Raw genomic sequence first — 24,307 nt, 5'->3', positions numbered from 1 at the left:
AACCCGGCCCGGCTGGAGAAGCTGGCGCGCGAGAAGCTCGGCATGTCCATGCCCTCGGGCCCGCTCGTCATCGCCCTCCAGCCGTCGCTGCCGGGCACCAAGCGCCCCGCTCGCGTGGAGGCCCGGGATGCTCGGGGCGTGCGCGTGGCGGAGCGCGGCGGATCTCACTGAGGGGGCGGGTCGTGAGGGACTTCAAATCGGCACGGGCCCCGGAGCCCAATGGGAAGTGGCTGCGGCTTCGGGTGAAGCTGCTGGCCTTCTTCTTCGGCGCCCTGCTGATGGCCGCCTTTGGCCGCGCCGTGTTCCTCCAGGTGTTCGAGCGCGACAAGCTGCGCGGGCTCGCCCAGGACCAGTACGTCCGCCAGATTGAGATTCCCGCCCGGCGTGGTGACATCTTCGACCGCCGCGGCACGCCATTCGCCCAGAGCGTGGAGGTGGACTCCATCTGGGTGGACCCCTCGATGTTGCCGGACGTGAAGCAGGCCTCACGGGCCCTGGCCAAGGCGCTGAAGCTGGACGCGGAGGACCTGCAGGCGAAGCTCGGCCGCGCCAAGCGCTTCGCCTGGGTGAAGCGCCAGGTGACGCCCCGCGAGGTGGAGGCGGTGAAGGCCCTGGGGCTGCCCGGGTTCGGCTTCACCAAGGAGCCCAAGCGCTTCTATCCCCAGAAGGAGATGGGCGCGCACGTGGTGGGCATGGTGGGGTTGGATGGCCACGGCCTGGAGGGCCTGGAGCTGGCCTTCGAGGACGAGCTGTCCGGGCAGAACTCGCGCATGTCCGGCTTCCGCGACGCCAAGGGGCGCAAGCTGCTTGTCACCGGCGTCCCGGACACCCTGGAGCGTCAGGGCGCCGCCGTCACCCTCACCATCGACCGGCACCTCCAGTTCGTCTCCGAGCGGGCCCTGGCCCATGCGGTGGAGGAGGCCAAGGGCGTGGCGGGCATGGCCATCGTGTTGGACCCCAAGACGGGTGAAATCCTGGCCATCGCCAACCACCCGCGCTTCAACCCCAACACGCCGGGCAAGGAAGTGCGGGCCAGCGTGCGCAACCGCGCCGCGCTCGACAGCTTCGAGCCCGGCTCGACGATGAAGGCCTTCGTCGTCGCCTCCGCGCTGGAGCAGAAGGTCATCAAGCCCGACGACACCTTCTTCTGCGAGAACGGCGCGTGGGCCATCGGCCGGCACACCATCCACGACACCCACCAGTACGGCTGGCTCACCCCGCAGCGGGTGCTCCAGGTGTCCTCCAACATCTGCGCGGCCAAGATTGCCCAGCAGCTGGGGCGCGAGCGGCTGGTGAAGACGTACCAGGACTTCGGCTTCGGCGAGCGCACCGGACTGGCGCTGCCCGGCGAGGCCCGGGGCTCCATCCCCTTTCCCAAGGCCGAAGTGTCCTTGGCCACACAGTCCTTCGGACAGGGCATGAGCACCACGGCGGTGCAGATGGCGGCCGCCTGGGGGGCCCTGGCCAACGGTGGCACGCTGATGCGGCCCTACCTCGTGTCCAAGGTGGTGGACCCGGACGGGGTGGTGCTGCTGGAGAACCGCCCCACCCAGGTGCGCCAGGTCGTCTCGGGAGCGACGGCGAAGAAGGTCGTCTCCATGCTCGAGAGCGTAGTGGCCAAGGAGGGGACCGCCCCCAAGGCCGCCATGGAGGACTACCGGGTGGCTGGAAAAACGGGCACCGCCCAGAAGGCGGACCCGGTGGCCCGGGGGTACTCGGACAAGCGGCTTGCTTCCTTCGTGGGCATGGTGCCAGCCGAAAATCCGCGTGTCGTCATTCTCGTGATGGTGGACGAGCCCAAGACGGACGTGTACGGGGGAATCGTGGCCGCCCCTGCTTTCAAGGAAATCGCTACCGCCGCCATGGCGCACCTGGCCGTTCCGCCCTCGCGAGAGGTGCCGTTGCCGTCCACCGCACTGCCGGTGGCCGTCGCCGCGCCCCCTCTGGCCAAGGCGGAGGCCCGGGCCGTGGTGGAGGAAGTCGTCACGGAGAACGTGGAGCCTGGCTCCGTCCGCGTTCCGGATGTCGTGGGCCAGGCGGGCCGTGAGGCGGTGACGAAGTTGCTCTCCGCGGCCCTGGAGCCGCAGTTGTTGGGTAGTGGACGCGTAGTGTCGCAGACTCCCGCCGCCGGTGCGCTGGTGGAGAAGGGTGCGCGCGTGAGGTTGGAGCTGGTGACGCGGCAATAAGGCCGCGGGGAAGCTCGGCTCGCGCTTGCAGCAGCATGTGAAGGGGAAACGATGAAGCTGACGGATGTCCTCGCAGGGTGTGGTGCCGAGCAGACCTCGGGCGGCCGGACCTCGGTCGATGTGACGGGGGTGTCGCAGGACTCGCGCAAGGTGAAGCCGGGTGACCTGTTCATCGCCGTGCCGGGCACGAAGGAAGACGGTGCCCAGTTCGTAGGCGAGGCCGTGTCGCGCGGTGCGGTGGCGGTGGTGTCAGAGAAGGTGGTGGCCTCCCAGGTCCCCTTCTTCAAGGTGTCCAACGCCCGCAAGGCCCTGGCGCTCATCGCCGCCAACTTCTACGGCCGGCCGGCCGAGAAGCTCACCTTGCTCGCGGTGACTGGCACCAACGGCAAGACCACCACCACCTATCTGCTCGAGGCCATGGCCACCGCCGCCTACTCCTCCACGGGAGTCATCGGCACGCTGGGCTACAAGGTGAGTGGGCAGTTCCACCCCACCAGCCACACCACGCCGGATGCGCTGGAACTGCACCGCATCCTCAAGGAGATGGTGGACGCGGGCGTGGAGACGGTGGTCATGGAGGTGTCCAGCCACGCGCTCATGCAGGAGCGGGTGCACGGCATCACCTTCAAGGCGGCCGCCTTCACCAACCTGACGCGCGATCACCTCGACTACCACAAGGACCTGGAGGAGTACTTCCAGGCCAAGCGCAAGCTCTTCGTGGAGAACCTCTCCCAGACGGGCGTGGCGGTGGTCAACGGTGACGACACCTTCGCCACCCGCATCTACAACGAGCTGCGCGGCCAGAAGCGCATGGCGTGGAAGTTCAGCCGCCAGGGCGCCGGGGAGATCTCCGCCACGGAGACGTCCTTCAGCCTCCAGGGCATCAAGGGCGTGCTGAAGACGCCCGCGGGCGACATCCCGGTGAAGAGCCGGCTGTTGGGGCCGCACAACCTGGAGAACATCCTCGCGGCGGCGGGACTCGCGCTGGGTGCGGGCTTCGCCCGGCGCAAGGACGTGCAGCTCGGCATCGAGCGCATGGCGGGCGTGCCCGGCCGCATGGAGCGGGTGGAGAACCACGGGCCTCCGGGTGCTCCGGCCGTGCTGGTGGACTACGCCCACACCGACGACGCCCTCAAGCGCGCGCTGGAGGCGGCGCGGGCCATGGCCAAGGGCCGCGTCATCGCGGTGTTCGGCTGCGGCGGGGAGCGGGACGCGGGCAAGCGTCCGCTCATGGGCACCGCGGCCGCCGAGGGGGCGGATCTCGCGGTGGTGACGAGCGACAACCCGCGCACCGAGGACCCCGAGGAGATCATCTCCCAGGTGACCCCGGGCCTGGAGAAGGGCGGCCTGCGCCGCATCTCCGCCGGCAAGGCGAAGAGCGGTGAGAAGGGCTACCTCGTGGACGCGGACCGCAAGGCCGCCATCGAGACGGCCATCTCCCTGGCCAAGGAGGACGACGTCGTCCTCATCGCCGGCAAGGGGCACGAGACGTACCAGGTCATCGGTACCGAGAAGCGCGCCTTCGACGACCGCGAAGTGGCGGCGCGGGCGCTCGCCATCCGCACCGCCTGACGGAGAGCCGCGGACCCTCTATGGCCGGATTCACGGATGAGCAGGTGGTGCGGGCGACCGGGGCCACCCGGCGTGGCAAGGCGCCGGCGGAGTTTCCGGCCGTCTGCACCGACACGCGGGCCCTGGTGCCCGGGTGCCTTTTCGTGGCGCTCCAGGGTGAGCGCTTCGACGCGCATGACTTCCTCGCCCAGGCGGCCAGTGGTGGCGCGGCCGGCGCGGTGGTGAAGCGCGGCCGGGCGCTCTCCCAACTCCCCGAGGGCCTCGCCCTCTACGAGGTGGAGGACACGCTGGCGGCGCTCGGGGCCCTGGGTCATGCGCACCGCGAGCGCTTCCGGATTCCGGTGGGCGCGGTAGGGGGTTCCAACGGGAAGACGACCACCAAGGAGATGGTGGGCGCCATCCTCGCCACGCGCGGCCCCGCGCTGAAGACGGAGGGCAACCTCAACAACGAGATCGGGGTGCCCCTCACGCTCTTCCGCCTGGAGTCCTCGCACGTGGCGGCGGTCATCGAGACGGGGATGAACCAGCCCGGCGAAATCACCCGGCTCACCCGGGTGGTGCGGCCGGACGCGGGCATCATCACCGTGGTTCAGCCCGAGCACCTCGAGGGGTTGGGCAGCATCGAGGGCGTGGCCGAGGCCGAGGGCGAGATGTTCCGCGAGCTGCCGCCCGAGTCCGTGGCGGTGGTGAACGTGGATGACCCGCTCATTCCCGGCCAGGCGGCGCGCAGCCGGGCGAAGAAGCTCACCTTCGGGCGCTCCGAGCAGGCCGACGTGCGGCTCGCGAGCGTCACCCCGCGCGGTCGTGAGGGGCTGCACATCACCGTGCGCCACGCGGGCAAGGACTGGCTGGTGAAGCTGGCCTTCATCGGCGAGCACAACGCGCTCAACGCCACGGGGGCCTTCGCGCTCGCGGTGGCGCTCGGCTACACCCCCGAGGAGTGCGTGAAGGGACTGGAGACGGCGAAGCCGTACGCGCGCCGGCTCAACGTGGTGGACGGCCTGCACGGCACCACCGTGGTGGACGACTGCTACAACGCCAACCCCGCCTCCATGGGCGCGGCGCTGGATACGCTGCGCTCGCTGGTGCAGCCCGGGGGCCGGGCGGTGGCGGTGCTCGGAGACATGCTGGAGCTGGGGCCCGGCGAGCTGGAAGAGCACACGCGGCTCGGTGCGCTCGCGGCGGGCAAGGCGCAGCTCGTGGCGTTCTTCGGGCCTCGTTCGCGCAAGGGCTACGAGGCGGCGGGGCTGGGAGACAACGCGGCGCACTTCACCGAGGTGGAGCCTTTGTTGTCCTGGCTGATGCCGAAGCTGAAGACAGGGGATGTGGTGCTGGTCAAGGCGAGTCGTGGCATGAGGCTCGAGCGGGTGGTGGCGGGCCTCACGGGGGCTGCCGCGCCTGGAGGAAGCCACTAGGTGCTGCTCCTCATCTACGAGTGGATTCAAGGCACGGACGCGGGAAGGTTCCTCAACTTCCTGCGCTACCCCACCTTCCGGATCGTCGCGGCGGGCGTGGCCTCGCTGCTGCTGGGCATGTTCATCGGCCCGAAGCTCATCGCCCGGCTGCGCCTCAAGCAGCACGGGCAGAGCAACGTGCGCGAGGACACCCCGGACACGCACCAGAAGAAGAAGGGCACGCCCACCATGGGCGGCGCGCTCATCCTGATGTGTATCGCGGCGGGCACCTTCATGTTCGCCGACCTGAGGAGCCGCGCGGTGTGGGCGGCGCTGCTGCTCACCCTGGGCTACGGCTTCATCGGCTTCCTGGACGACTGGCTGAAGCTGTCCAAGCGCAACTCCAAGGGACTGGCCGGCCGGTACAAGATGGTCCTCCAGACGGTCTTCTACCTGGTGGCCATCTTCGGGCTCATGTGCTCGTGGACGGGGGCGGATGGCTCCTTCTCCGGGCCGCGCCTGCTCATCGACACCCGGCTGACGCTGCCCTTCGTGCCCACGCGGCACTTCAACCCGGACTTCGGCTGGTTCTACGTCTTCTTCGGGTGGATCGTCGTGGTGGGGACGTCCAACGCCGTCAACATCACCGACGGTCTGGATGGTCTGGCCATCATGCCCACCATCATCGCGGCCACCACCTTCACCATCCTCTGCTACGTGGCGGGCTCGGCGACGCGCATCGCCACCGTGGAGACGGTGGACGGCATCGCGCGCGTGGTGGGTGAGCCCATGTGGCGCTACCTCGGCGTCCCCGAGGTGCCCGGTGGCGCGGAGCTGGCCGTCTTCTGCGCCAGCATCGTGGGCGCGGGCATCTCGTTCCTCTGGTTCAACGCCTACCCGGCCTCCGTCTTCATGGGGGACATCGGCTCGCTCGCGCTGGGCGGCGCGCTCGGCGGGCTGGCGGTGTTGTCCAAGAACGAGGTGGTGTCCGCCATCATCCACGGGGTCTTCTTCGCGGAGATCCTCAGCGTGATGATCCAGGTGACGTCCTTCAAGCTCACCGGCAAGCGCGTCTTCAAGATGGCGCCCGTGCACCACCACTTCGAGCTGAAGGGCATGGCCGAGCCGAAGATCATCGTCCGCTTCTGGATCGTCGCCATCCTCTGCGGAGGCGTGGCGCTCCTGTCGCTCAAGCTTCGCTAGGCAGTGGAGGGGTGGCGCGCATGACGCCCGACCTGAAGGACCTGGATGTCGTGGTGTTTGGGCTCGCCAAGAGCGGGCTGGCCGCCATCCGCCTGTTGAAGGCGAAGGGCGCTCGGGTGACGGCGCTGGACGGTCGTACCGAGGAGGCCCTGGGTGATACGGCGCGCGAGCTGAAGGCCCAGGGCGTGGCGCTCGTCACCGGGCCCACGCCGCCGGGGCTGCTGGAGTCACAGCGGCTCGTGGTGGTGAGCCCGGGCGTGCCGCTGGCGCTGCCGGAGATCCAGAAGGCACGCGCCGCGGGCGTACCCGTGTGGGGTGAAATCGAGCTGGCCGGGCGCTTCCTCTCGCACGTGCCGCTGCTCGGCATCACCGGCACCAACGGCAAGAGCACCACCACGGCGCTCACCGGCGAGCTCTTCCAGCGCGGCGGTCGGCGCACCTTCGTGGGCGGCAACCTCGGGCGCCCGCTGGCCGAGGCGGCCCTCACCCCCGGCGAGTGGGACGCGCTGGTGGTGGAGCTCTCCAGCTACCAGCTCGAGGGCATCGACACGCTGAAGCCCCGGGGCTCCACGATTCTCAACCTCACGCCGGACCACATCGACCGGTACGAGAGCCACGCGGCCTACGGCGCGGCCAAGGCCCGCATCTTCCGCAACCAGGCCCAGGACGACTTCGTCGTGGTGAACGCGGAGGACGCGGACGTGATGCGGCTGGCCGAGGCGGCGAAGGTGCCCGTCTACGGCTTCAGCCTCACCGGGCGTCCGGTGGCCGCGAGCCCTACGCTGGCCGGCCTCGCGGTGGCTCAGCCGGGAGGCTTCCGCTTCGAGGGGGTAGGGGAGAAGGGCGAGTCCTTCACCCTCACCAACCGCGCGCTGCGCGGGGGCCACAACGCGCAGAACGCCATGGCGGCGGCGCTGCTGGCGCGGCTGACGGGCGTGGAGCACGAGGCGGTGCAGGCCGGGCTGGACAGCTACCCGGGCCTGCCGCACCGGCTGGAGAGCGTGCGCGTGCTGGACGGCGTCGAGTGGGTGAACGACTCCAAGGCCACCAACGTGGACTCGGTGCTGGTGGCCCTGCGCGCCTTCCAGAAGGACGTGCTCCTCATCGCCGGCGGCAAGGGCAAGGGCGCCCCCTACGCGCCCATGGTGGAGCAGGGGCGCGGCAAGGTGAAGGGCGTGCTCACCATCGGCAAGGACGCCGACACCATCGCCCAGGCCTATGAAGGGGCAGCCCCCGTGTATGCCTGCGGGACACTCGACGAAGCTGTACGGCGGGCCAAGTCCCTGGCAAGATCCGGCGACACTGTACTTTTGTCGCCTGCATGCGCCTCTTTCGACCAGTTCCAGAATTTCGAGCACCGGGGCGACACGTTCAAACGCCTCGTCGGGGAGCTCTGAGCCCATGAAGGCCGTCGTCGCTGCTCCCTCCGATGCCCCGGTGCGCTTCGACGCACTCCTGTTGTGCGCGGTGCTGTCGCTCGTCTCGCTCGGCCTGGTGATGGTGTACTCGGCGAGCGCCGTCATGGCCCAGGACAAGCTGGGTGACAGCCTCTACTTCCTCCAGCGGCAGCTCATGGCGGCTGGCATGGGTGTGGTGGCCATGGCCGTGGGCATGAGGGTGGGCTGGCGCCGGCTGGCGCGGCTCGCGTACCCGCTGCTGCTGGTGACGCTGGTGCTGCTGGTGCTGGTGCTGATTCCAGGCATCGGCACGACAGCGGGCGGCGCGCGGCGGTGGATCCGCTTCCCGGGCTTCGGCCTCCAGCCGGCCGAGGTGGCCAAGGTCGCCTGGGTCGTCTACCTGTCCTACTCGCTGGCCAAGAAGCGCGAGAAGGTGGCCACCTTCTCCGTGGGCTTCCTCCCACACCTGCTGCTGTGCGGCCTGCTGGTGGGCCTGTGCATGCTCCAGCCGGACTTCGGCAGCTCGGTGCTGCTGGTGTTCCTGCTCTTCGCGCTGCTGTTCGCCGCGGGCACCCGGCTGAGCTACCTGGTGGGCTCGGTGCTGCTGGCGCTGCCGCTGGCGTACGCGGCCATCGCCTCCAGCCCCTACCGCATGAAGCGCGTGCTGGCCTTCCTGGACCCATGGGCCCACCGGCACGACATCGGCTACCAGGTGGCCGAGTCCCTCATGTCCATCGGCTCGGGTGGCCTCACCGGCCTGGGGCTGGGCGACGGGCGGCAGAAGCTCTTCTTCCTCCCGGAAGCGCACACGGACTTCATCTTCGCCATCATCGGCGAGGAGCTGGGCCTCATGGGGGTGGTGCTGCTGGTGTCGCTCTACGCCATCATCATCTGGCGTGGCATCCGCGCGAGCCTCGCGGCGCCGGAGGTGTTCGGCACCTACCTGGGACTGGGCCTCACCTGCATCATCGCCTTCCAGGCCACCGTCAACATGTGCGTGGCCATGGGCCTGTTGCCGACTAAAGGACTCACGCTGCCCTTCGTGTCCTATGGAGGCACTTCACTGGTGGTGCTCATGGGGGCCGCCGGTGTATTGCTCTCGCTGAGTGCCAGCGCGGAAGGTGCTGGCCACCGGACGCTGCGCTCCGGCGGTGACATGAGGGAGGTGGCGGCGTGAAGGTGCTCATCGCGGGAGGCGGTACGGGCGGTCATCTCTACCCGGGCATCGCCCTGGCCGAAGAGGTGGTGACGCGCCACCATGCCAACCAGGTGGTGTTCGTGGGCACCGAGCGCGGCCTGGAGGCGCGGGTGGTGCCCCAGGCGGGCTATCCGCTGGAGACCATCCGGGCGCAGGGCCTCAAGGGCAAGGGACTGGTGGGGCTCGTCAAGGGCCTGCTCGCGCTGCCCATGGCCTTCATCGAGTCCATCCGCATCCTCCAGCGCCACAAGCCGGACGTGGTGGTGGGCGTGGGCGGCTACTCCAGCGGGCCGGTGGTGCTCGCCGCGGCGCTGCTGGGCATCCCCACCGCCGTGCAGGAGCAGAACGCGCTGCCGGGGCTCACCAACAAGCTGCTCGGCAGGGTCGTACGCGTCGTCTTCACCGCCTTCGAGGAGGCCAGGCCCTTCTTCCCCTCGCGCAAGGTGCAGCTCGTCGGCAACCCCATCCGCCGCAAGCTGATGGAGAACTTCCTGCGCTCGCGCATGGTGCACGACAAGTTCTCCCTGCTCGTCTTCGGTGGCAGCCTCGGCGCGCGCGGCATCAACCAGCGGATGATCGACGCGTTGGATCACCTCCAGGACATCCGGGAGCAGCTCCACATCGTCCACCAGACGGGGAAGAACGACCTGGAGACGGTGCGCAAGGGCTACGCGGACAAGGGCTTCGAGGCCCAGGCCCAGGTGGTGGAGTACATCGAGGACATGTCCAGCGCGTACGCCAGGGCGGAACTCGTCGTCTGCCGGGCGGGCGCCACCACCCTGTCGGAGCTGACGGTCGCCAAGAAGGCCAGCATCCTCATTCCCTTCCCCTACGCCACGGACAACCACCAGGAGGTGAATGCCCAGTCGTTGGTGAAGGCCGGCGCGGCCCTCATGTTCCGTGAGGCGGAGCTGACGGGAGAGCAGCTCGCCCGGGAGATCCGCCACCTCAAGGAGGATCCGGAGAAGCGCCGCCAGATGGAGAAGAAGGCGGGCCTGCTGGGTCGCCCCGAGGCGTCCAAGGAGCTGGCGGACGTGCTCGTGGAGCTGATGACCCAGACGTACGGCCCCTCCGGCCGGGCCGAGGCTCGCGGCGAGGATCCGAACCCGAAGAAGCCGGGCAAGGACAGGAAGCTCGGCGGCGACGCGAAGATGTCCGGCGGCAGCGAGCAGGCGGGCGGCCCCGAGAAGCATGTCTGAGGAGACGACAGCCGTGACGAACACCCGCCCCGCTAGGCCCGCGAGCCTCTTCAAGACGCGTCATGCCGCGCACGTCCACTTCGTGGGCATCGGCGGCATCGGCATGAGCGGCATCGCCGAGGTGCTGCTCAACCAGGGCTACAAGGTGTCCGGCTCGGACCTGAAGGCCAGTGAGATCACCCGCCGCCTGGAGCGCCTGGGCGCCACCATCTTCGAGGGCCACCGGGCGGACAACCTCGTGCAGGCGGACGTGGTCGTCATCTCCTCGGCGGTGCGCAAGGACAACCCCGAGGTCGTCACCGCGCGCCAGCGCAAGATTCCCGTCATCCCCCGCGCGGAGATGCTCGCCGAGCTGATGCGGCTCAAATACGCCGTGGCCGTGGCGGGCAGCCATGGCAAGACGACCACCACCTCCATGGTCGCCACCGTGCTGAGCGCCGCGGGCCTGGACCCGACGGCCGTGGTGGGCGGCAAGGTGAACGTGCTCGACTCCAACGCCAGGCTGGGCCAGAGCGAGCTGATGGTGGTGGAGGCCGACGAGAGCGACGGCAGCTTCCTGCACCTGCACCCGTCCATCACCGTGGTCACCAACATCGACCCGGAGCACATGGACCACTACGGCACGCTGGACAACCTGAAGGACGCCTTCACGGCCTTCTGCAACCGCGTGCCCTTCTACGGCCTCAACGTCCTGTGCCTGGACAACTCCAACGTCCAGTCGCTGCTGCCCCGGCTGGAGAAGCGCTTCGTCACCTACGGCAGCTCGCACATGGCGGACTACCGGCTGGAGGGCATCCGGCTGGAGGGCTTCACCACCCGCTTCGAGGCCTTCCGGCGCGACGAGCCCCTGGGTGAGTTCCGCGTGCGCATGGTGGGCGCGCACAACGCCCTCAACGCCCTGGCCGTCATCGCCGTGGCCGAGGAGATGGATATTCCTCTGGACGTGGTGCGCAGCTCCCTGGCCGAGTTCGGCGGCGTGCAGCGGCGCTTCACCGTGCGCGGCGAGGTGGCGGGCATCACCGTGGTGGACGACTACGGGCACCACCCCACCGAGGTGCAGGCCACGCTCGCGGGCGCCCGGCGTGCCTTCGGCAAGCGGCTCGTGGTGGCCTTCCAGCCCCACCGCTACACGCGCACGCACGACCTGCTCAAGGAGTTCGCCACCTCCTTCAACGACGCGGACGTCGTCTTCGTCACCAGCGTCTACGCCGCGGGCGAGGAGCGCATTCCCGGCGCCACCGGCGACGCGCTCGCCGACGCCGTCCGGGCCCATGGCCACCGCGACGTCACCTTCGTGGAGAAGCGCACGGACCTCGCGAAGACGCTGCTGCCCCGGCTGCGCGAGGGCGACATCGTCCTCACCCTGGGCGCCGGCGACATCACCCAGGTGGGGCCGGAGCTCGTCGAGCTGCTCAAGCACCACGGCACGGCGAAGGGCGACTAGGGGACATGGTCGCGGTGCTCCCATCGTCCCTCCCCGAGCGGGTAGGGCGTCTGCCCGGCTGTGAGGTGACGGCGAACGCGCCGCTCGCGCCCCTCACGAGTGTGCGCGTGGGCGGCCCGGCCGAGGCGCTCGTCCGTCCGCGCTCCCCAGAGGCGTTGGTGGCCCTGCTGCGCTTCCTGCGCGAGGAGGGTGTGCCCCTCACCGTCCTCGGCGGCGGGGCCAACACCCTCGTGGGGGATGGCGGGATTCCAGGCGTCACCGTGAAGCTGCCGAGCGACCTGTTCCCCGAGCTGGCCGACGTGGGCGCGGAGGAGGGGCGGCTCACCCTGGGCGCGGGCGCGGCCATCGTCCGGCTCATCAACCAGATGCGCTCCCAGGGACTGGTGGGCGCGGAGTTCCTCGCGGGAATTCCGGGCACCCTGGGCGGCGCGGTCACCATGAACGCGGGCACCAAGAATGGCGAGTGCTTCCGCGTGGTGGAGGCGGTGGAGCTGGCCACCGCGGACGGGGTGGGGTGGATCGCCAAGGCGGACATTCCACACCGCTACCGGCACTCGGAGCTGCCTGTGGGCGGCGTGGTGACGCGGGTGCGCTTTCTTCTGCGTAAGGGCGACCTCGAGGCCTCCAAGAAGGCCATGGACGAGGATCTCGCCTACCGCAAGCGCTCCCAACCGCTCAGCCAGCCCAACTTCGGCAGCGTCTTCACCAATCCGCCGGGCGACTTCGCCGGGCGACTCATCGAGACCGTGGGCCTCAAGGGCCACATCATCGGTCGCGCGCAGGTATCCACCCTGCACGCCAATTGGATCGTCAACCTGGGCGGTGCCACCGCCCACGACGTCTTCTCCCTGCTGACCCTGATGCAGACCCGGGTGCGCGAGGAGCGGGGCGTCGAGCTCCAACCCGAAGTCAAGCGCGTGGGAGTCTTCCAGCCATGAGCACCATGAGCACCATCTCCAAGGACGAGCTGAAGCGGAAGCGGGTCGGTGTGTTGCTCGGGGGCATGTCCTCCGAGCGCGAGGTGTCCCTGCGCACCGGCGCCGCCGTGGCCAAGGCCCTGCGGGGGCTCGGCTACGACGTGGTGGAGATCGACGTGGGCAAGGATCTGCCCGCGCGCCTCTCGGCCGAGAAGGTGGACGTCGCCTTCATCGCCCTCCACGGCCGCTACGGCGAGGACGGCTCCGTCCAGGGGCTCCTCGAGTGCATGTTCATCCCCTACACGGGCAGTGGCGTGATGGCCTCGTCGCTGGGCATGGACAAGGTCTTCGCCAAGCAGGTCTTCATCGCCCACGGCATTCCCACGCCGCCCTACCGCGCCTTCACCTCCGCGGAGGAGGCCCGGGCCGCCGTGGACTCGCTGCCCTTCGGTCTCCCGGCCGTCGTCAAGCCCTCGCGCGAGGGCAGCAGCGTGGGCGTCCACATCTGCAAGACGCGCGAGGAGTACCTCGCCGCCGTGGAGGACGCCTCCAAGCTGGCCGGCTCCATCCTCGTGGAGCAGTACATCAAGGGCCGCGAGGTGCAGGGCGGCGTCCTGGACAACGAGGCCCTGGGCGTCATCGAGGTGGTGGCCGCTCGGGAGTTCTACGACTACCAGGCCAAGTACCAGTCCGGGGGCACCACGCAGTACCTCTTCCCCGCGCCCCTCCCGCCGGAGCAGTACGAGCGCGTCAACCAGGTCTGCCTGGGCGCCCACCGCGCGCTCGGCTGCAGTGGCGGCTCCCGCTCGGACGTCATCCTCACCCCGTCCGGCGAGGTCTTCTTGTTGGAGATCAACACGTTGCCCGGGATGACCGAGGCCAGCCTGCTGCCGAAGATCGCCGCGGGCCGGGGCATCGACTTCCCCGCCCTCTGCGAGCGGCTGCTCCAGGGCGCCTCGCTCAAGGCCTGAAGCAAAGTCCCCCAGCAAGAATCGGGCTCACCCGGTCCTTCGTGGACCAGGGCGCTACAGCGACGTGTCTGTAGCGAAAAACTGGCGTGGAGATTCAACCGCGCGCAGCATGCGCCGACGCACACCATGGCATTCGGTAAGTCCAAGAACCGTCGTCGTCAGGATGCCGCCCAGCAGAAGGAGGCGGTCACGGGAGCCGTGCGTACGCATGGTCCCGGCCTGCTCAAGGCCATCCTACTGACGGGTCTGACATGCGCCGGTGTGTGGGGGACGATTGAAGTGCGGCGCTGGGCGCTCACCTCGCCCACCTTCCTCTTGAAGGAGACGACCTTCAACGGGTTGCAGCGGGCCGCGCCGGGCGAGCTGCTCAAGCTGTCCGGGCTGACGGTGGGGCAGAACCTGTGGTCGCTGGACGTGGGGACACTGGAGCGCACCATGTCCGCCCACCCCTGGGTGCACACCGTGGAGGTGACGCGGCACTTCCCCTCCAGCGTGTCCGTGGTGGTGACCGAGCACGTGCCGGTGGCGCTGGCCACCCTGGGCGACCTGTACCTGCTGGACGCGGAGGGCGAGCCCTTCAAGCGCCTCCAGCCGGGGGACAAGGTGGATCTGCCGCTCGTCACCGGGCTGGACCGCGAGGGCTACCTGGCGGACGAGGCGGGGGTGCGCGAGCGCTTCCGTCAGGCGCTGGCGGTGGCGGACGCCTACGCGGCCACGCAGCCCGGCAAGCACGAGCGGCTGAGCGAGGTGCGGGTGTCGGCCGAGGGGCTGGTGCTGCTGACGGCGGACGGGCAGGAGGTGCTGCTGGGGGAGGGGGAGACGGACGCGAAGCTGAAGCGGCTGGCGCGCGTGCGCGACGAGCTGCGGGCTCGCGGGTTGGCCGCACAGGTCATCCACCTGGACAACCGGGCTCGGCCCGGCTGGGTGGCGGTGAAGATTTCGAGCCCCGTGTCCGAGAGGAGCGGGGCTTCGCGGTAGGAATGCGCCCCTTTCACGAGAGTGGGGGGCCTGGGAGGGCAGTCATGGCGAAGCAGAAGTCCGGGGAGATCATCGTTGGCCTCGATATAGGCACGACGAAGATCTGCGCCATCGTCGGGGAGCTGACCGACAATGGGATCGACATCATCGGCATTGGCACGCACCCGTCGAAGGGCCTCCGCAAGGGCGTGGTGGTCAATATCGAGGCGACCGTGTCCTCCATCCGTCGCGCGGTGGAGGAGGCCGAGCTGATGGCGGGCGCGGAGATCTCCCACGTGTACACCGGCATCGCCGGTGGCCACATCAAGGGCTTCAACTCGCAGGGCATTGTGGCGGTGAAGGACAAGGAGGTGCGCGAGCCGGACATCGCCCGCGTCATCGACGCCGCCAAGGCGGTGGCGATTCCGCTGGACCGCGAGGTCATCCACGTCCTGCCGCAGGAATTCATCATCGACGACCAGGGCGGCATCAAGGAGCCCCTGGGCATGGCGGGCGTGCGCCTGGAGGCCAAGGTGCACATCGTCACGGGCGCGGTGTCGAGCGCGCAGAACATCGTGAAGTGCGCCAACCGCACGGGCCTGAACGTGTCGGACATCGTGCTGCAGCCGCTGGCCTCGGCCGAGGCCGTGCTGGGGGAGGACGAGAAGGAGCTGGGCGTGTGCCTCGTCGACATCGGCGGGGGCACCACGGACATCGCCATCTTCTCGGGCGGCTCCATCGTGCACACGGCGGTGATCGCGCTGGGCGGCAACAACCTGACGAGCGACATCGCGATTGGCCTGCGCACCCCGGCGCACGAGGCCGAGCGCGTCAAGCAGAAGTTCGGCTGCGCGCTGGCGTCCATGGTGAGCAAGGACGAGACGATCGAGGTGCCCAGCGTGGGCGGGCGCCAGCCGCGGGTGCTCGGGCGGCAGATCCTGTGTGAGATTCTGGAGCCGCGCGTGGAGGAGATCTTCCAGCTGGTGCACCGGGAGATCCAGAAGTGCGGCTACGAGGACCTGCTGGCCTCGGGCGTGGTGATTACCGGTGGCTCGACGCTGCTGGCGGGGATGCCGGAGCTGGCCGAGGAGGTCATCGGGCTGCCGGTGCGCCGGGGCATGCCGAGGGGGATTGGAGGGCTGGTGGACGTGGTGAAGAGCCCCATGTACGCGACGGGCGTGGGCCTGGTGGTGTACGGGGCGAAGCACCTGGACCGGCGGATGTTCCGCATCCGCGAGGAGAACGTCTACAAGAAGGTCAAGGGCCGCATGCGCGAGTGGCTCGAGGAGATCTTCTAGTTTCGCAGTCTGGTTTCACAGTCGCAGCACAGCAGTGAACCCGGGGTCGCGTCCCTCCCAGAGCGGCCCCGGGTTTTTTCGTTGGAGTTCACCCGGGGGAATGCGCTTCAAGATGCAGCGGATGATGCTGCGAGGAAGCCAGAGTCCATAGATCCTGAGAACAAGAGAACTCGGGAGCTTCGGCTAGGAATTTGTCGGAGTATCTCAACGACCCACTACATGAAGGGCGGTGAGAGTTTATACACCGCTACGAGTCGTATGTAGGAGTCGTTTTTGGTCGATACTCCGTCAGGCCCCTAGACTGGATGGGCTGCTCTGACTCTCGTTCGCGGTGGATATCTTGACATGGCAACATCCAACTGAAAGGTGCTCTTTATAAATGATCCATCTCACCATATTCGGAAAAGCTGTCGACCTGCGTACCAATACGCGAGTTGTTTACGCTCAAACGACTGTCAAGGACTACCTTGAGCTGGTTGGGAAAGATTTCAAGGAATTCCCAATTCAGCGTCGCAGAGAAAAACATCGCGCATATCTGCGTATGAAGCAAGACATTATCGAAGGGGCGCTCCTGCCCGCGATCACGCTTGCGGTCACGCCACAAAAAGTAAAGGAAGCTATCAAGCACTTCGATAGTGATAACACGACAGCGCTAGAAAAAGCCCTGAGTCAACCAAGCCAAGTCAAGATTCTCGATGGTCTTCAACGCACGTATATATTGGATGACCTCAAGGACGAGGGGGTTCGCTTCAAGCGCGAGCAGAAGGTGCTTTTGGAATTCTGGCTTGAGGCAGACCAGAAGCACCTCATCTATCGTATTATCGTACTGAACGCAGGCCAGAAGCCGATGTCTATGCGGCATCAGGTTGAGCTTCTCTTTGTTACTCTCAAAGAGAAAATTGAGAGCAACATTCCTGACTTGGAGCTTTACTCCGAGCGAGACACAACTCGGCGCAGGGGACCAAGGAAATATGCGCTGGATCGCTTAGCAACCGCGTATCAAAGCTTTCTTACACGAACGCCAGAGACGACTCGTGACAATCTCGTCGCGAAACAGCTTGTTGAAGGAGAGATCCTCGATGCGAGCGAAGATGATCTAAATGAGAAATTCGAAGCCTTTGAGGAGTATCTCAAGATGTATGCAGGGTTAGATGATGAGATTTGCCGTATTTACAACGAGGCAAATGAGGCAAATAAAGAGCGGGGTATTCCTACTGGAGCGAATTGGTTCGGCGGTGAGAACGTGATGAACTCGTTTTTTGCCGCTATTGCTGATTTTGGCATCAGCAAAGAACGGCGTAAACGAATCAATGATGCTCTGAAGCGGCTCTTGGCGACTCTTAAAAAGAGCGTTCCAGGTGATGACCCACTTGCGCTGGAACAACTTCAGGCAATTGTCAACGGATTCAATCCGCGCAAGGTGAATATCGGAACAGCAACACGCAAACTACTGTTTGGCGGATTTAAGGAGTACTTCCGCGAAGAGGGAGAAAAGATCTTTAGGGATTGCTGGATCGAAGAGTCAGGCGGATCAACCGATTCGGGGTCGAGTAGTGAAGAAGGATGAACTCACAAAGCTTCACGAATCGGGTATTTGGCTCTCACGATTTGATCCTTCCCAAGTTGTAGAGAGGGACGGGCGGTGTGTAGTCAAATCTATGGTGCCGCTGCCGGTTGTTGTGAATACCTCATTCGCCAACGGGCCGAGCGACGTCGAGATTTATGATGAGACAGGTGTCCAGATCGGCATGCTTTGCATCTGTCGCGTAAGTTCTCCTGTTGATTCGACATTGCTCTCGGATCACCAATATGCGGCATTCATCAATGATGTGGAGGTAGACGAACTTGGAGGCGCTCATCGCTTCCGCTATGACTACGCAGTAATAGATGAGGTACATCTAGAGCGTTACCTTAACGATTATCTTGAGACAGCCCCAATTTGGGGAGGATTTTTACACAAGGACTCTGGAACAAGAATTCCTACACCGAGCAAACGTTCGCGGAGCCGAGTAACCACCATAAAGGGCGTCCGCCTACCAACGAAATACCACCGCGAGGCACTAGAGAGATCGATTCTGGAGCCTTTCGCATTTGAGCGGTACCTTAAGACATTTCACTTGCTCGAACTTTTGTTTGACTGGCATACCTTTGAGAAAATCAAGGCGCTCGGTGATGACTTGTTTGGTTTTGGTAGGATAATTACAAATTACGACAACAAGGAAATTTCTAGGTTAAAGTCTTTGTTGCATGACAGGTGTGACGATTTGCCGCCACTGGTTTCTCGGTTGAATGCGATTAGTGGGCATCTGAGGCAGGCTAAGGTTATATTTTTTGAATATGGTAAGGATGGAAATCCCATCAAGGAGTGGGATCGGTTTGAGACAATTATTAAAAATGGAGGGTTTGTTGAGACCGCCGTCAAGAAGGCAGGGCTAGCCTCCAACACTGGCGCATACGAGAATTTTGTTCGCGAAGTTGCTGCTTATTGGATTTACCGCATCCGCTGCTCGATCGCACACAGTAGAATCGGTGAATACATAATGACGAATGCCGACGAAGATTTCGTGATCGACTTTTGTGAGCCACTGCTTCAGACAGTGCTCATTCAGGCACTCTCGAAGTAATCACAACTTGCCTGGGGAGGTGTCCCGTGACGGTGTCAAACTCGACTTTCGCCATTTTAGGACCGGCGAGAGCCGCAGTTCATGCGGCTTGCGGCTGAGGCGGTGAGGTGGAGTCACACAGGCTGGCGAGAAGAGGACGTGGGTCCACCCAGTCGGCGGGGGAGAGGGGGCGCTGGCCAGACGCAGGATGTCAGCGAAGGCGACGGTGCACTTGGTGCGGTACCAGGGGCAGCTGGGGAGTGGCGAAGGGTCTGCCGAGGGTTCCTCCTGGCGGGGTCCGAGCCTGGCTGAATCAGCGTCGCCTCTCCTTGGTCGGTGGGATGGAACTGACCGAGGCTGTCTTCGTACAGGCGACGTCGGTCCAAGCCGTGGCGGATGGAACTCTGGTGGTCGCGGGCGTGTCGGCCGGCAACGCGGCACAAGTATTACGCAGCGCTTGCCTTGCAAGGACGGCTTGAGCAAAGTTCCAGGCTACAAATGGCACCACCTTGCTACAGACAAGAATGTTATATCAAGCATTCGAGGTGGCCCGTGGACACCCGGTTTCAAGGCAATCTTCGCCAGAGCTGGGATGACCCTGGCCGCACAGGAGAATCAAGTCTTCTTGAAGGGCCATGGAGGTCCTCATCCCGAAGCGTATCACGAGGAGATTTTCAGGCGCCTCCAAGATGCCGTTCGGGACTGTAAGACACAGCAAATGTGTAGAGCCAGTCTGGTGGGTGAGTTGAAAAAAATGCAGATGAGGTCTGCACACCTGGCACCAGGCTCCACCGTTTGGTGGCGAAACCTTGAGGCCAGATTCGAGAACGTTCATGAAGTATTATGATCTGCTCAGCAATATGCGTCTTCCTGGGCGATGGGTCCTCGCGGATCCCGTCGATGAGCACGGCCAGGAGGTCGATCCCTGGCAGTTCGACAAGGGACACCTCCTCCATCCACGCGGCAAACTCGTGCTGAGCCAGGCTCTTCCTGGAAGTGCACTCGACTTCAGCTTCACCACCCTCGGGATTCCGGTGGTTCATGGCCGAGTCGTGTCCCTGCGTGAACGCCTGGGCCTGCAGCAACAGGTGCAGTTCCTCCCCGTGCAGGTGGAGGGGCAGTCCGAGCCGTTCTTCATCCTCAATGTGCTTCGAATCATCCGCTGCATTGATGATGCGCGCTGCGAAGAGGTGCAGTACCGGCGTGCGGAGGACGGAAACCCCGAAAGGGTAGGGCAGTACCGGGTCGTTGCGGGCATGCGCATTGATCCGAGCAAGGTGGGCGACTCCCACATCTTCCGTCCCTGGGGCTGGACTGGGGCCCTTGTCATCTCCGAGCGCCTCAAACACGCCATGGCTGAGGAGGGCATCACGGGAACGAAGTTCGTCGAAGCCTCGTAGCTCCGATGGGTTATTTGCCCATCCGGGGCCTCCGTACGCGTGTGCTGACCATGCGGGCGGCGGTATCTGCTAGGGTGAACCCCGGAGGTATCCCACCCTGGCACGACTCCTACAGTGGTTACCGTTCGTTCTTCTCCTGACGGGGAGGGTCGCGGCAGCGCAGCAGACCCAACCCCCTGTCCGCGAGCACCAGGAGCGGCAAGTCGTCGTCCCCAGCAGCCCGAACGAACCGGTGCCCAAGGTGCGGGTCGCGGCCAGGATCGCCACCTGGAACCAGGGTGAGGTGTTACTCTTCCAGGGATGAGCTGACATGGAGAAAGATAGATACTCCTTCGCTGGGTCGTCCTTCTCCCGGGCGCCTCTCAATGCAAGTGGTAAGCGAGCTGCCATGAGCCCTGTGCAACTCCACGCGGGAAGCCTGTTCGAGCACATGCGACATATCTGCTTGCGCCCGAGGATGTTCGCCCCGGACTTCACGCTCGATCATCTCTCTTTCTACATCATGGGTTACGATGATGCCCTCGGGGATTCAGGGCAGAAGGGCCAGCACGAGTACTTCAGGGAATGGATTTACAAACGGCACCCCAAATGGCGGGATCGCCCCACCTGGTGGGGCCAGCAAGTCAATGAAGCCAACGGGGGCGACCTGGAGCGCACGCTTGAAGCAATCATCCGTCTCCTGGATGAATTCCTGGCGACGGAGGGTGCTGAATTCGTCCGCTCCCCCAATCGGGAGACCGAATACGACATCATCACCCAGAAGCCGAAGAGGCGCCCGAAGCGGAGTCCTCGAGCCAAGCGGTGACTTGCTGGAAGGACTCGAACGTATCTCCCGTCTCGCGGTTCAGTCGAGGAACCGCCGGGCCCAGTGAATGGCTTCTTCCTGGGTGAAGCCTTCGACGCGGAACCTGGGGTCATTGAAGGGCTTATCGAGCCAGGGCTCCAGTACGCGGCCGAGTTCGCGGTAGGCGGGGAGCGCGTTGCCTTGAGTGAGGTCGCCCGCTTCGGGCCAGGTCCCCAGCGTCACCACTGCTCGCGCTACGTCGATCGCCTGAACGGTCGTTTCAGGTGAGTGCAGGCGGGAGCGAAGTGGGGATACGCCGCCCAGCTCCTGAAGGACGGGCGGGCCCAGGAAGTTGAGCCAGTGCACACCGTCCACGTGCGTGCCCATCCAGGCTGGGGTGGAGCCATGGTTGAGACTGATTCCCGGGTGGCGTAGGAGTTCGGTACGGATTCGGGGCGTGAAGAATACGTCCCCGGTGACGGAGTCGAAGCTCAGCCCCGCATGGCCACTGGCGAAGTGAAGGCCCGAAGCCAGGTCGAGCATCAGCTCCCTCACCGCGGTGGGGCCGTGTTCCTCGAGGAACTCGGTGGGCAGCATTCCCTCGAGGTAGCTCACGTCGTAGTCGGAAGGCTGCCGGTCTCGGGATGGGATGCGGGCCGAGTAGGTGAGTTTGAAGCCCGTGAGCCTGTCGGGCTCGCTACCCAGGTGAATCCACGTCTCGTTACCGCTCTTTTCCATCTCCCTGATGCGGTACGCGTCGGCACAATCCTCGGCGTAGCGGAAGGGACGGTCGGGTAGCAATAATTGGCGAATGCGTTTCCAACCCTCCCTGGACAGGGAGTGGTGAGAGTACTCGTCAAAGGAGCAGAAGTTGATCGTGTCTGATCCTTCGCCCACGGCTTTCATATAGCAATCGAAGGCGTGGGACACTCCGGCGGCAATCTCCGGGTGATCGTGTGGCAGGTAGAAGGCGAAATGAATCACCTCCCTCGCGAGGAGGCGCTCGCCAGCCTCCTTCTCGGGAGGGTAGACACCGAAAGGGCGAATCCGGGGATAGTGTTGCGTCATAGGGAAGAGGGCCTACTGACCCCGAGGCTGGGAGTAACGACGGCTGGCAGGCAGTCTTCGTTGCCGAGGCTCCTGTACTTGCGGAGTTGGGCCTCTGTCTTCATGTTGGCGAGGGGGTTGTGACGGTCGGCGCTATCACAGGGGAATTTGAAATCGTAGATGCATTGAATCCGGGTGGCGTTCCGGGTGAAGTGGAGGACCACGTCCGGCCGTTGCGAGTTGAGCCACTTGTCGGTCAAAAGGAGTTCATTCGTCAATTCATCCCTGCGATAGCGTGGCTCGACGGCGAAGTTGTTGGGAAACTCCGCGGCCAGTCGCTCTTGTACACAGATGAAAGCGGCTGCGTGCTTGAGATTGCCAAGATGCTGCTGCCAGGTGTTGGCGGTCTTGTTGTTGACGTTGGGCTCCTTGCCGCACTCGGACTCGGGCAAGGAGTTCCCCTTCCCGAAGAGTTCCTCGTTGACCTTGAAGTTGGCCTCGCTGGCGCACTCGGCGAGGATCTCTTCGGCCTTCTTCCTCTGGGCCTCGTCCAGAAACTTCGCGACGGTGAGGAGTCCATTGAGGGTTTCGGCGGCTTGGACGACCTTGTCGAGCACCTGACCCGCCCGGGTGGCCGCTGGCGCGAGAATCTCCCCGGTGCTTGGGCCGACTGGGGCGCCGCAGGCAGCTCCACACGACTGGTTGAAGTGTGTCGGCCTGCCACTGAAAGTTCCGGCGAAACCGGCTCCAGTGGGGGAGCCCCGAGGTGCCAGGGGCACGGTGGCGCAGGACAGGCAGAGGAGTGCGGCCATCGAGACGGCGAGGTGGAACAGAGGAGTCATGCCAGAGCCCGAAGTTACACGAAAGCGCAAGACCCCATCGACGGTGACGAAGTCTTGAGGCCAGACCCGACGGTGTCGATGAAGGATTACGATCTGCTCAGCAACATCGGCGTCGAGCGGAACTCTTTCATCAGTTGGGGGGTCCCGTGCTCTTGGTGTTGACCTTGTGTGGGGCGACATCTGGTAGGGTGAACTCCGGAGGTACTCCACCCTGGCACGACTCCTACAGTGGTTACCGCTCGTTCTCCTCCTGACGGGGAGGGCCGCGGCAGCGCAGCAGCCCCAAGCCCCTGTCCGCGAGCACCGAGAGCGGCAAGTCGTCGTCCCCAGCAGCCCGAATGAGCCGGTGCCCGAGGTGCGGGTCGCGGCCAGGATCGCCACCTACTTCGTGTTCGATGCCGCCATCGACAGGGCCTCGGTGGAGGTCGAGGGGCGGGCGACGCGCTTCCGGCTGGTGGACCCGGGCGAGCGCACCCTCTACCTCGAACTTCTTGAGCCACCCGGGGAGGGAGAGCGGCTGATCGTGCGGGTGCGCTACAAGGACGGGGCCGCTCCGGCGTCCGCCACCTTCGCGCTCGTTTCCCACCCCACCGTGGTGGATACCCGGGTGAATGTGGTGCGTCGCCCGAGCACTCCAGAGGTACAGGTCCTGGAGGCGGCTCTGGCCCAATGCGAGGCCGAGGGGCCCTCCAACCTCGTGCTGTCGGGACGGTTGGACATGGACGGTGTCCGAGCACGGCCCGCTGAGGTCGCTCAGCTCGTCCAAGCCGGCATGAGGCTGAGCGAAGGCGTCGGGTACCGGGCAGGCACCTGGGCGGTGGTCGCCGTGCGCGTGCACAACCTCCCCGGGCAGCAGCCTTGGACGGCAGGGGAGGTGCGTCTCACCCGGGCGGACGGCACGTTGGTGAAGGTGCGCTCCCTCCGCATGGACAGGCCGCGGCTCGCCCCGGGTGAAGTGGGGCTGGTGGTCGCGGAGACGGAGAAGCCCTCCTGGACGTCCGGCGAGGTGTTCCGCCTCGAGCTGCGGGAGAAGGGCGGCGGGCGGCACCTTGTCATCGGCACGGTGGAACTCTAGGAGGGTCGATCATGACGACGGAACCCCTGCACCCGGACCACCTCCAGCCCGGCGACACGGTGGGGCCCTGGCGCATCGTCCAGGTGCTGGGCCGTGGAGGCTCCTCCCGCGTCTTCAAGGTGGAGCGGGAGGGTCGCCCCTACTCCATGAAGATGGCGCTGCTCCCCATTTCCGACTCCCAGGAAGAGCTCTCCGAGGACGAGCGGGTGCAGGAGGCGCACGTCTACCGGCGGCTGGCACGCGAGGCGGCGACCCTCTTCACCTATTCCTCCCACCCCAACCTGCTGCGCGTCTACGCGGTGGACTTCTGGCCCAACCCCATCAAGGGCTATCCCTTCATCGTCATGGACTTCGTGGACGGGGACACCTGGCACGAGTGGCGCTGGCGCAAGCCCTCTCATGCCGTCGGGCTGGTGGACACCTTCTCCGACGTGGTGCGCACTGTGGGCATGTTGCACGCGCGCGGCGTGTACCACCGCGACTTGAAGGCGGACAACCTCCTCATCCGCCGCGAGGACGGCCGGCCCTTCCTCATCGACTTCGGCACCGTGCGCCTGCCGAAAACACTCACGAAGACGCTGGGCGTGCCCGATGGCGTCCTGCACTTGTTGCCGCCCGAACTCATCGCCTACACGCGCCGCGATGCGTGGAAGCGAGGTGAGCCCTTCCAAGGGGGCGTGGCCGCGGACCTGTACGCCTTGGGGGTGCTGCTCTACCAGGCCCTCACGGACATGAACCCTTTCAACCCGGAGCTTCCGGACGAGGAGCTGGTGGCCGCCATCGCCACCGTCCCCCCAACGGCGCCTCACGTCCTCAACCC

Annotated in this window: 21 protein-coding genes; 19 read left to right on the top strand and 2 right to left on the bottom strand. The window is 65.7% G+C overall.

The genetic code is table 11. The features are described 5' to 3' along the window. Nucleotides 1–182: 182 nt before the first annotated feature. From VF794_RS40965 to VF794_RS40885, 17 genes are all read left to right on the top strand, one after another. Complete coding sequence (locus VF794_RS40965; RefSeq protein WP_331119371.1) at nucleotides 183–2,186, top strand: penicillin-binding protein; 2,004 nt, start codon at nucleotides 183–185, stop codon at nucleotides 2,184–2,186. Nucleotides 2,187–2,237: 51 nt separating this feature from the next. Further along, entirely contained in the window at nucleotides 2,238–3,758 is a 1,521-nt protein-coding gene (locus tag VF794_RS40960; RefSeq protein ID WP_331119369.1) for a UDP-N-acetylmuramoyl-L-alanyl-D-glutamate--2,6-diaminopimelate ligase, read from the top strand. A gap of 20 nt (nucleotides 3,759–3,778) precedes the next feature. Next, on the top strand, nucleotides 3,779–5,173 hold the full coding sequence (locus tag VF794_RS40955; protein ID WP_331119367.1) for a UDP-N-acetylmuramoyl-tripeptide--D-alanyl-D-alanine ligase: 1,395 nt from the start codon (nucleotides 3,779–3,781) through the stop codon (nucleotides 5,171–5,173). After that, on the top strand, nucleotides 5,174–6,355 hold the full coding sequence (gene mraY / locus VF794_RS40950; RefSeq protein WP_331119365.1) for a phospho-N-acetylmuramoyl-pentapeptide-transferase: 1,182 nt from the start codon (nucleotides 5,174–5,176) through the stop codon (nucleotides 6,353–6,355). Between the two features lie 20 nt (nucleotides 6,356–6,375). Next, entirely contained in the window at nucleotides 6,376–7,752 is a 1,377-nt protein-coding gene (murD, locus tag VF794_RS40945; RefSeq protein ID WP_331119363.1) for a UDP-N-acetylmuramoyl-L-alanine--D-glutamate ligase, read from the top strand. Between the two features lie 4 nt (nucleotides 7,753–7,756). Further along, on the top strand, nucleotides 7,757–8,929 hold the full coding sequence (ftsW, locus tag VF794_RS40940; RefSeq protein ID WP_331119361.1) for a putative lipid II flippase FtsW: 1,173 nt from the start codon (nucleotides 7,757–7,759) through the stop codon (nucleotides 8,927–8,929). Beyond that, entirely contained in the window at nucleotides 8,926–10,149 is a 1,224-nt protein-coding gene (gene murG / locus VF794_RS40935) for an undecaprenyldiphospho-muramoylpentapeptide beta-N-acetylglucosaminyltransferase (protein ID WP_331119359.1), read from the top strand. The genes ftsW and murG overlap by 4 nt, the downstream gene beginning before the upstream one ends. A 13-nt stretch (nucleotides 10,150–10,162) precedes the next feature. Continuing rightward, on the top strand, nucleotides 10,163–11,593 hold the full coding sequence (gene murC, locus VF794_RS40930; RefSeq protein ID WP_414641024.1) for a UDP-N-acetylmuramate--L-alanine ligase: 1,431 nt from the start codon (nucleotides 10,163–10,165) through the stop codon (nucleotides 11,591–11,593). A 5-nt stretch (nucleotides 11,594–11,598) separates the two neighbouring features. Further along, the gene (murB, locus tag VF794_RS40925; protein WP_331119355.1) at nucleotides 11,599–12,531 is read left to right on the top strand and encodes a UDP-N-acetylmuramate dehydrogenase; all 933 of its coding nucleotides are present in this window, start codon (nucleotides 11,599–11,601) and stop codon (nucleotides 12,529–12,531) included. A 5-nt stretch (nucleotides 12,532–12,536) separates the two neighbouring features. After that, nucleotides 12,537–13,481 (top strand): D-alanine--D-alanine ligase, encoded by a 945-nt coding sequence (locus VF794_RS40920; protein WP_331119377.1) that lies wholly within the window; start codon nucleotides 12,537–12,539, stop codon nucleotides 13,479–13,481. Nucleotides 13,482–13,607: 126 nt separating this feature from the next. Next, the gene (locus tag VF794_RS40915; protein ID WP_331119353.1) at nucleotides 13,608–14,459 is read left to right on the top strand and encodes a cell division protein FtsQ/DivIB; all 852 of its coding nucleotides are present in this window, start codon (nucleotides 13,608–13,610) and stop codon (nucleotides 14,457–14,459) included. 44 nt (nucleotides 14,460–14,503) lie between these two features. Continuing rightward, the gene (ftsA, locus tag VF794_RS40910) at nucleotides 14,504–15,736 is read left to right on the top strand and encodes a cell division protein FtsA (RefSeq protein WP_331119351.1); all 1,233 of its coding nucleotides are present in this window, start codon (nucleotides 14,504–14,506) and stop codon (nucleotides 15,734–15,736) included. Nucleotides 15,737–16,115: 379 nt separating this feature from the next. Then, complete coding sequence (locus tag VF794_RS40905) at nucleotides 16,116–17,303, top strand: hypothetical protein (protein ID WP_331119349.1); 1,188 nt, start codon at nucleotides 16,116–16,118, stop codon at nucleotides 17,301–17,303. Beyond that, complete coding sequence (locus VF794_RS40900) at nucleotides 17,290–18,360, top strand: hypothetical protein (protein ID WP_331119347.1); 1,071 nt, start codon at nucleotides 17,290–17,292, stop codon at nucleotides 18,358–18,360. Before VF794_RS40905 ends, VF794_RS40900 begins: the two co-directional genes overlap by 14 nt. Before the next feature lie 187 nt (nucleotides 18,361–18,547). Next, on the top strand, nucleotides 18,548–19,186 hold the full coding sequence (locus VF794_RS41840; RefSeq protein WP_414641023.1) for an AHH domain-containing protein: 639 nt from the start codon (nucleotides 18,548–18,550) through the stop codon (nucleotides 19,184–19,186). Further along, complete coding sequence (locus tag VF794_RS40895) at nucleotides 19,173–19,739, top strand: imm11 family protein (RefSeq protein WP_331119345.1); 567 nt, start codon at nucleotides 19,173–19,175, stop codon at nucleotides 19,737–19,739. Before VF794_RS41840 ends, VF794_RS40895 begins: the two co-directional genes overlap by 14 nt. A 388-nt stretch (nucleotides 19,740–20,127) precedes the next feature. Next, a complete protein-coding gene (locus VF794_RS40885) occupies nucleotides 20,128–20,544 on the top strand; it encodes a hypothetical protein (protein WP_331119343.1) in 417 nt (138 codons plus the stop codon). 39 nt (nucleotides 20,545–20,583) lie between these two features. Here VF794_RS40885 and VF794_RS40880 read toward each other — a convergent pair whose 3' ends face one another. Continuing rightward, nucleotides 20,584–21,507: a type VI immunity family protein gene (locus VF794_RS40880; RefSeq protein ID WP_331119341.1), complete on the bottom strand. Its 924-nt coding sequence runs from the start codon at nucleotides 21,505–21,507 to the stop codon at nucleotides 20,584–20,586. An 80-nt stretch (nucleotides 21,508–21,587) separates the two neighbouring features. Beyond that, nucleotides 21,588–22,187, bottom strand: a complete 600-nt coding sequence (locus VF794_RS40875; RefSeq protein ID WP_331119340.1) for a hypothetical protein — start codon at nucleotides 22,185–22,187, stop codon at nucleotides 21,588–21,590. A 436-nt stretch (nucleotides 22,188–22,623) separates the two neighbouring features. On the opposite strand from VF794_RS40875, the gene VF794_RS40870 reads away from it, so the two are divergent. Next, the gene (locus VF794_RS40870; RefSeq protein ID WP_331119373.1) at nucleotides 22,624–23,487 is read left to right on the top strand and encodes a DUF2381 family protein; all 864 of its coding nucleotides are present in this window, start codon (nucleotides 22,624–22,626) and stop codon (nucleotides 23,485–23,487) included. An 11-nt stretch (nucleotides 23,488–23,498) separates the two neighbouring features. Next, nucleotides 23,499–24,307: serine/threonine protein kinase (locus VF794_RS40865; RefSeq protein WP_331119338.1), on the top strand; the 809-nt coding region annotated here is incomplete at its 3' end.

The organism is Archangium sp. (assembly GCF_036389735.1).
Taxonomy (GTDB): Bacteria; Myxococcota; Myxococcia; order Myxococcales; family Myxococcaceae; genus Archangium.
The sequence above is the reverse complement of the archived record's forward strand: the minus strand, read 5'-3'. Positions and strand labels throughout refer to the sequence as shown.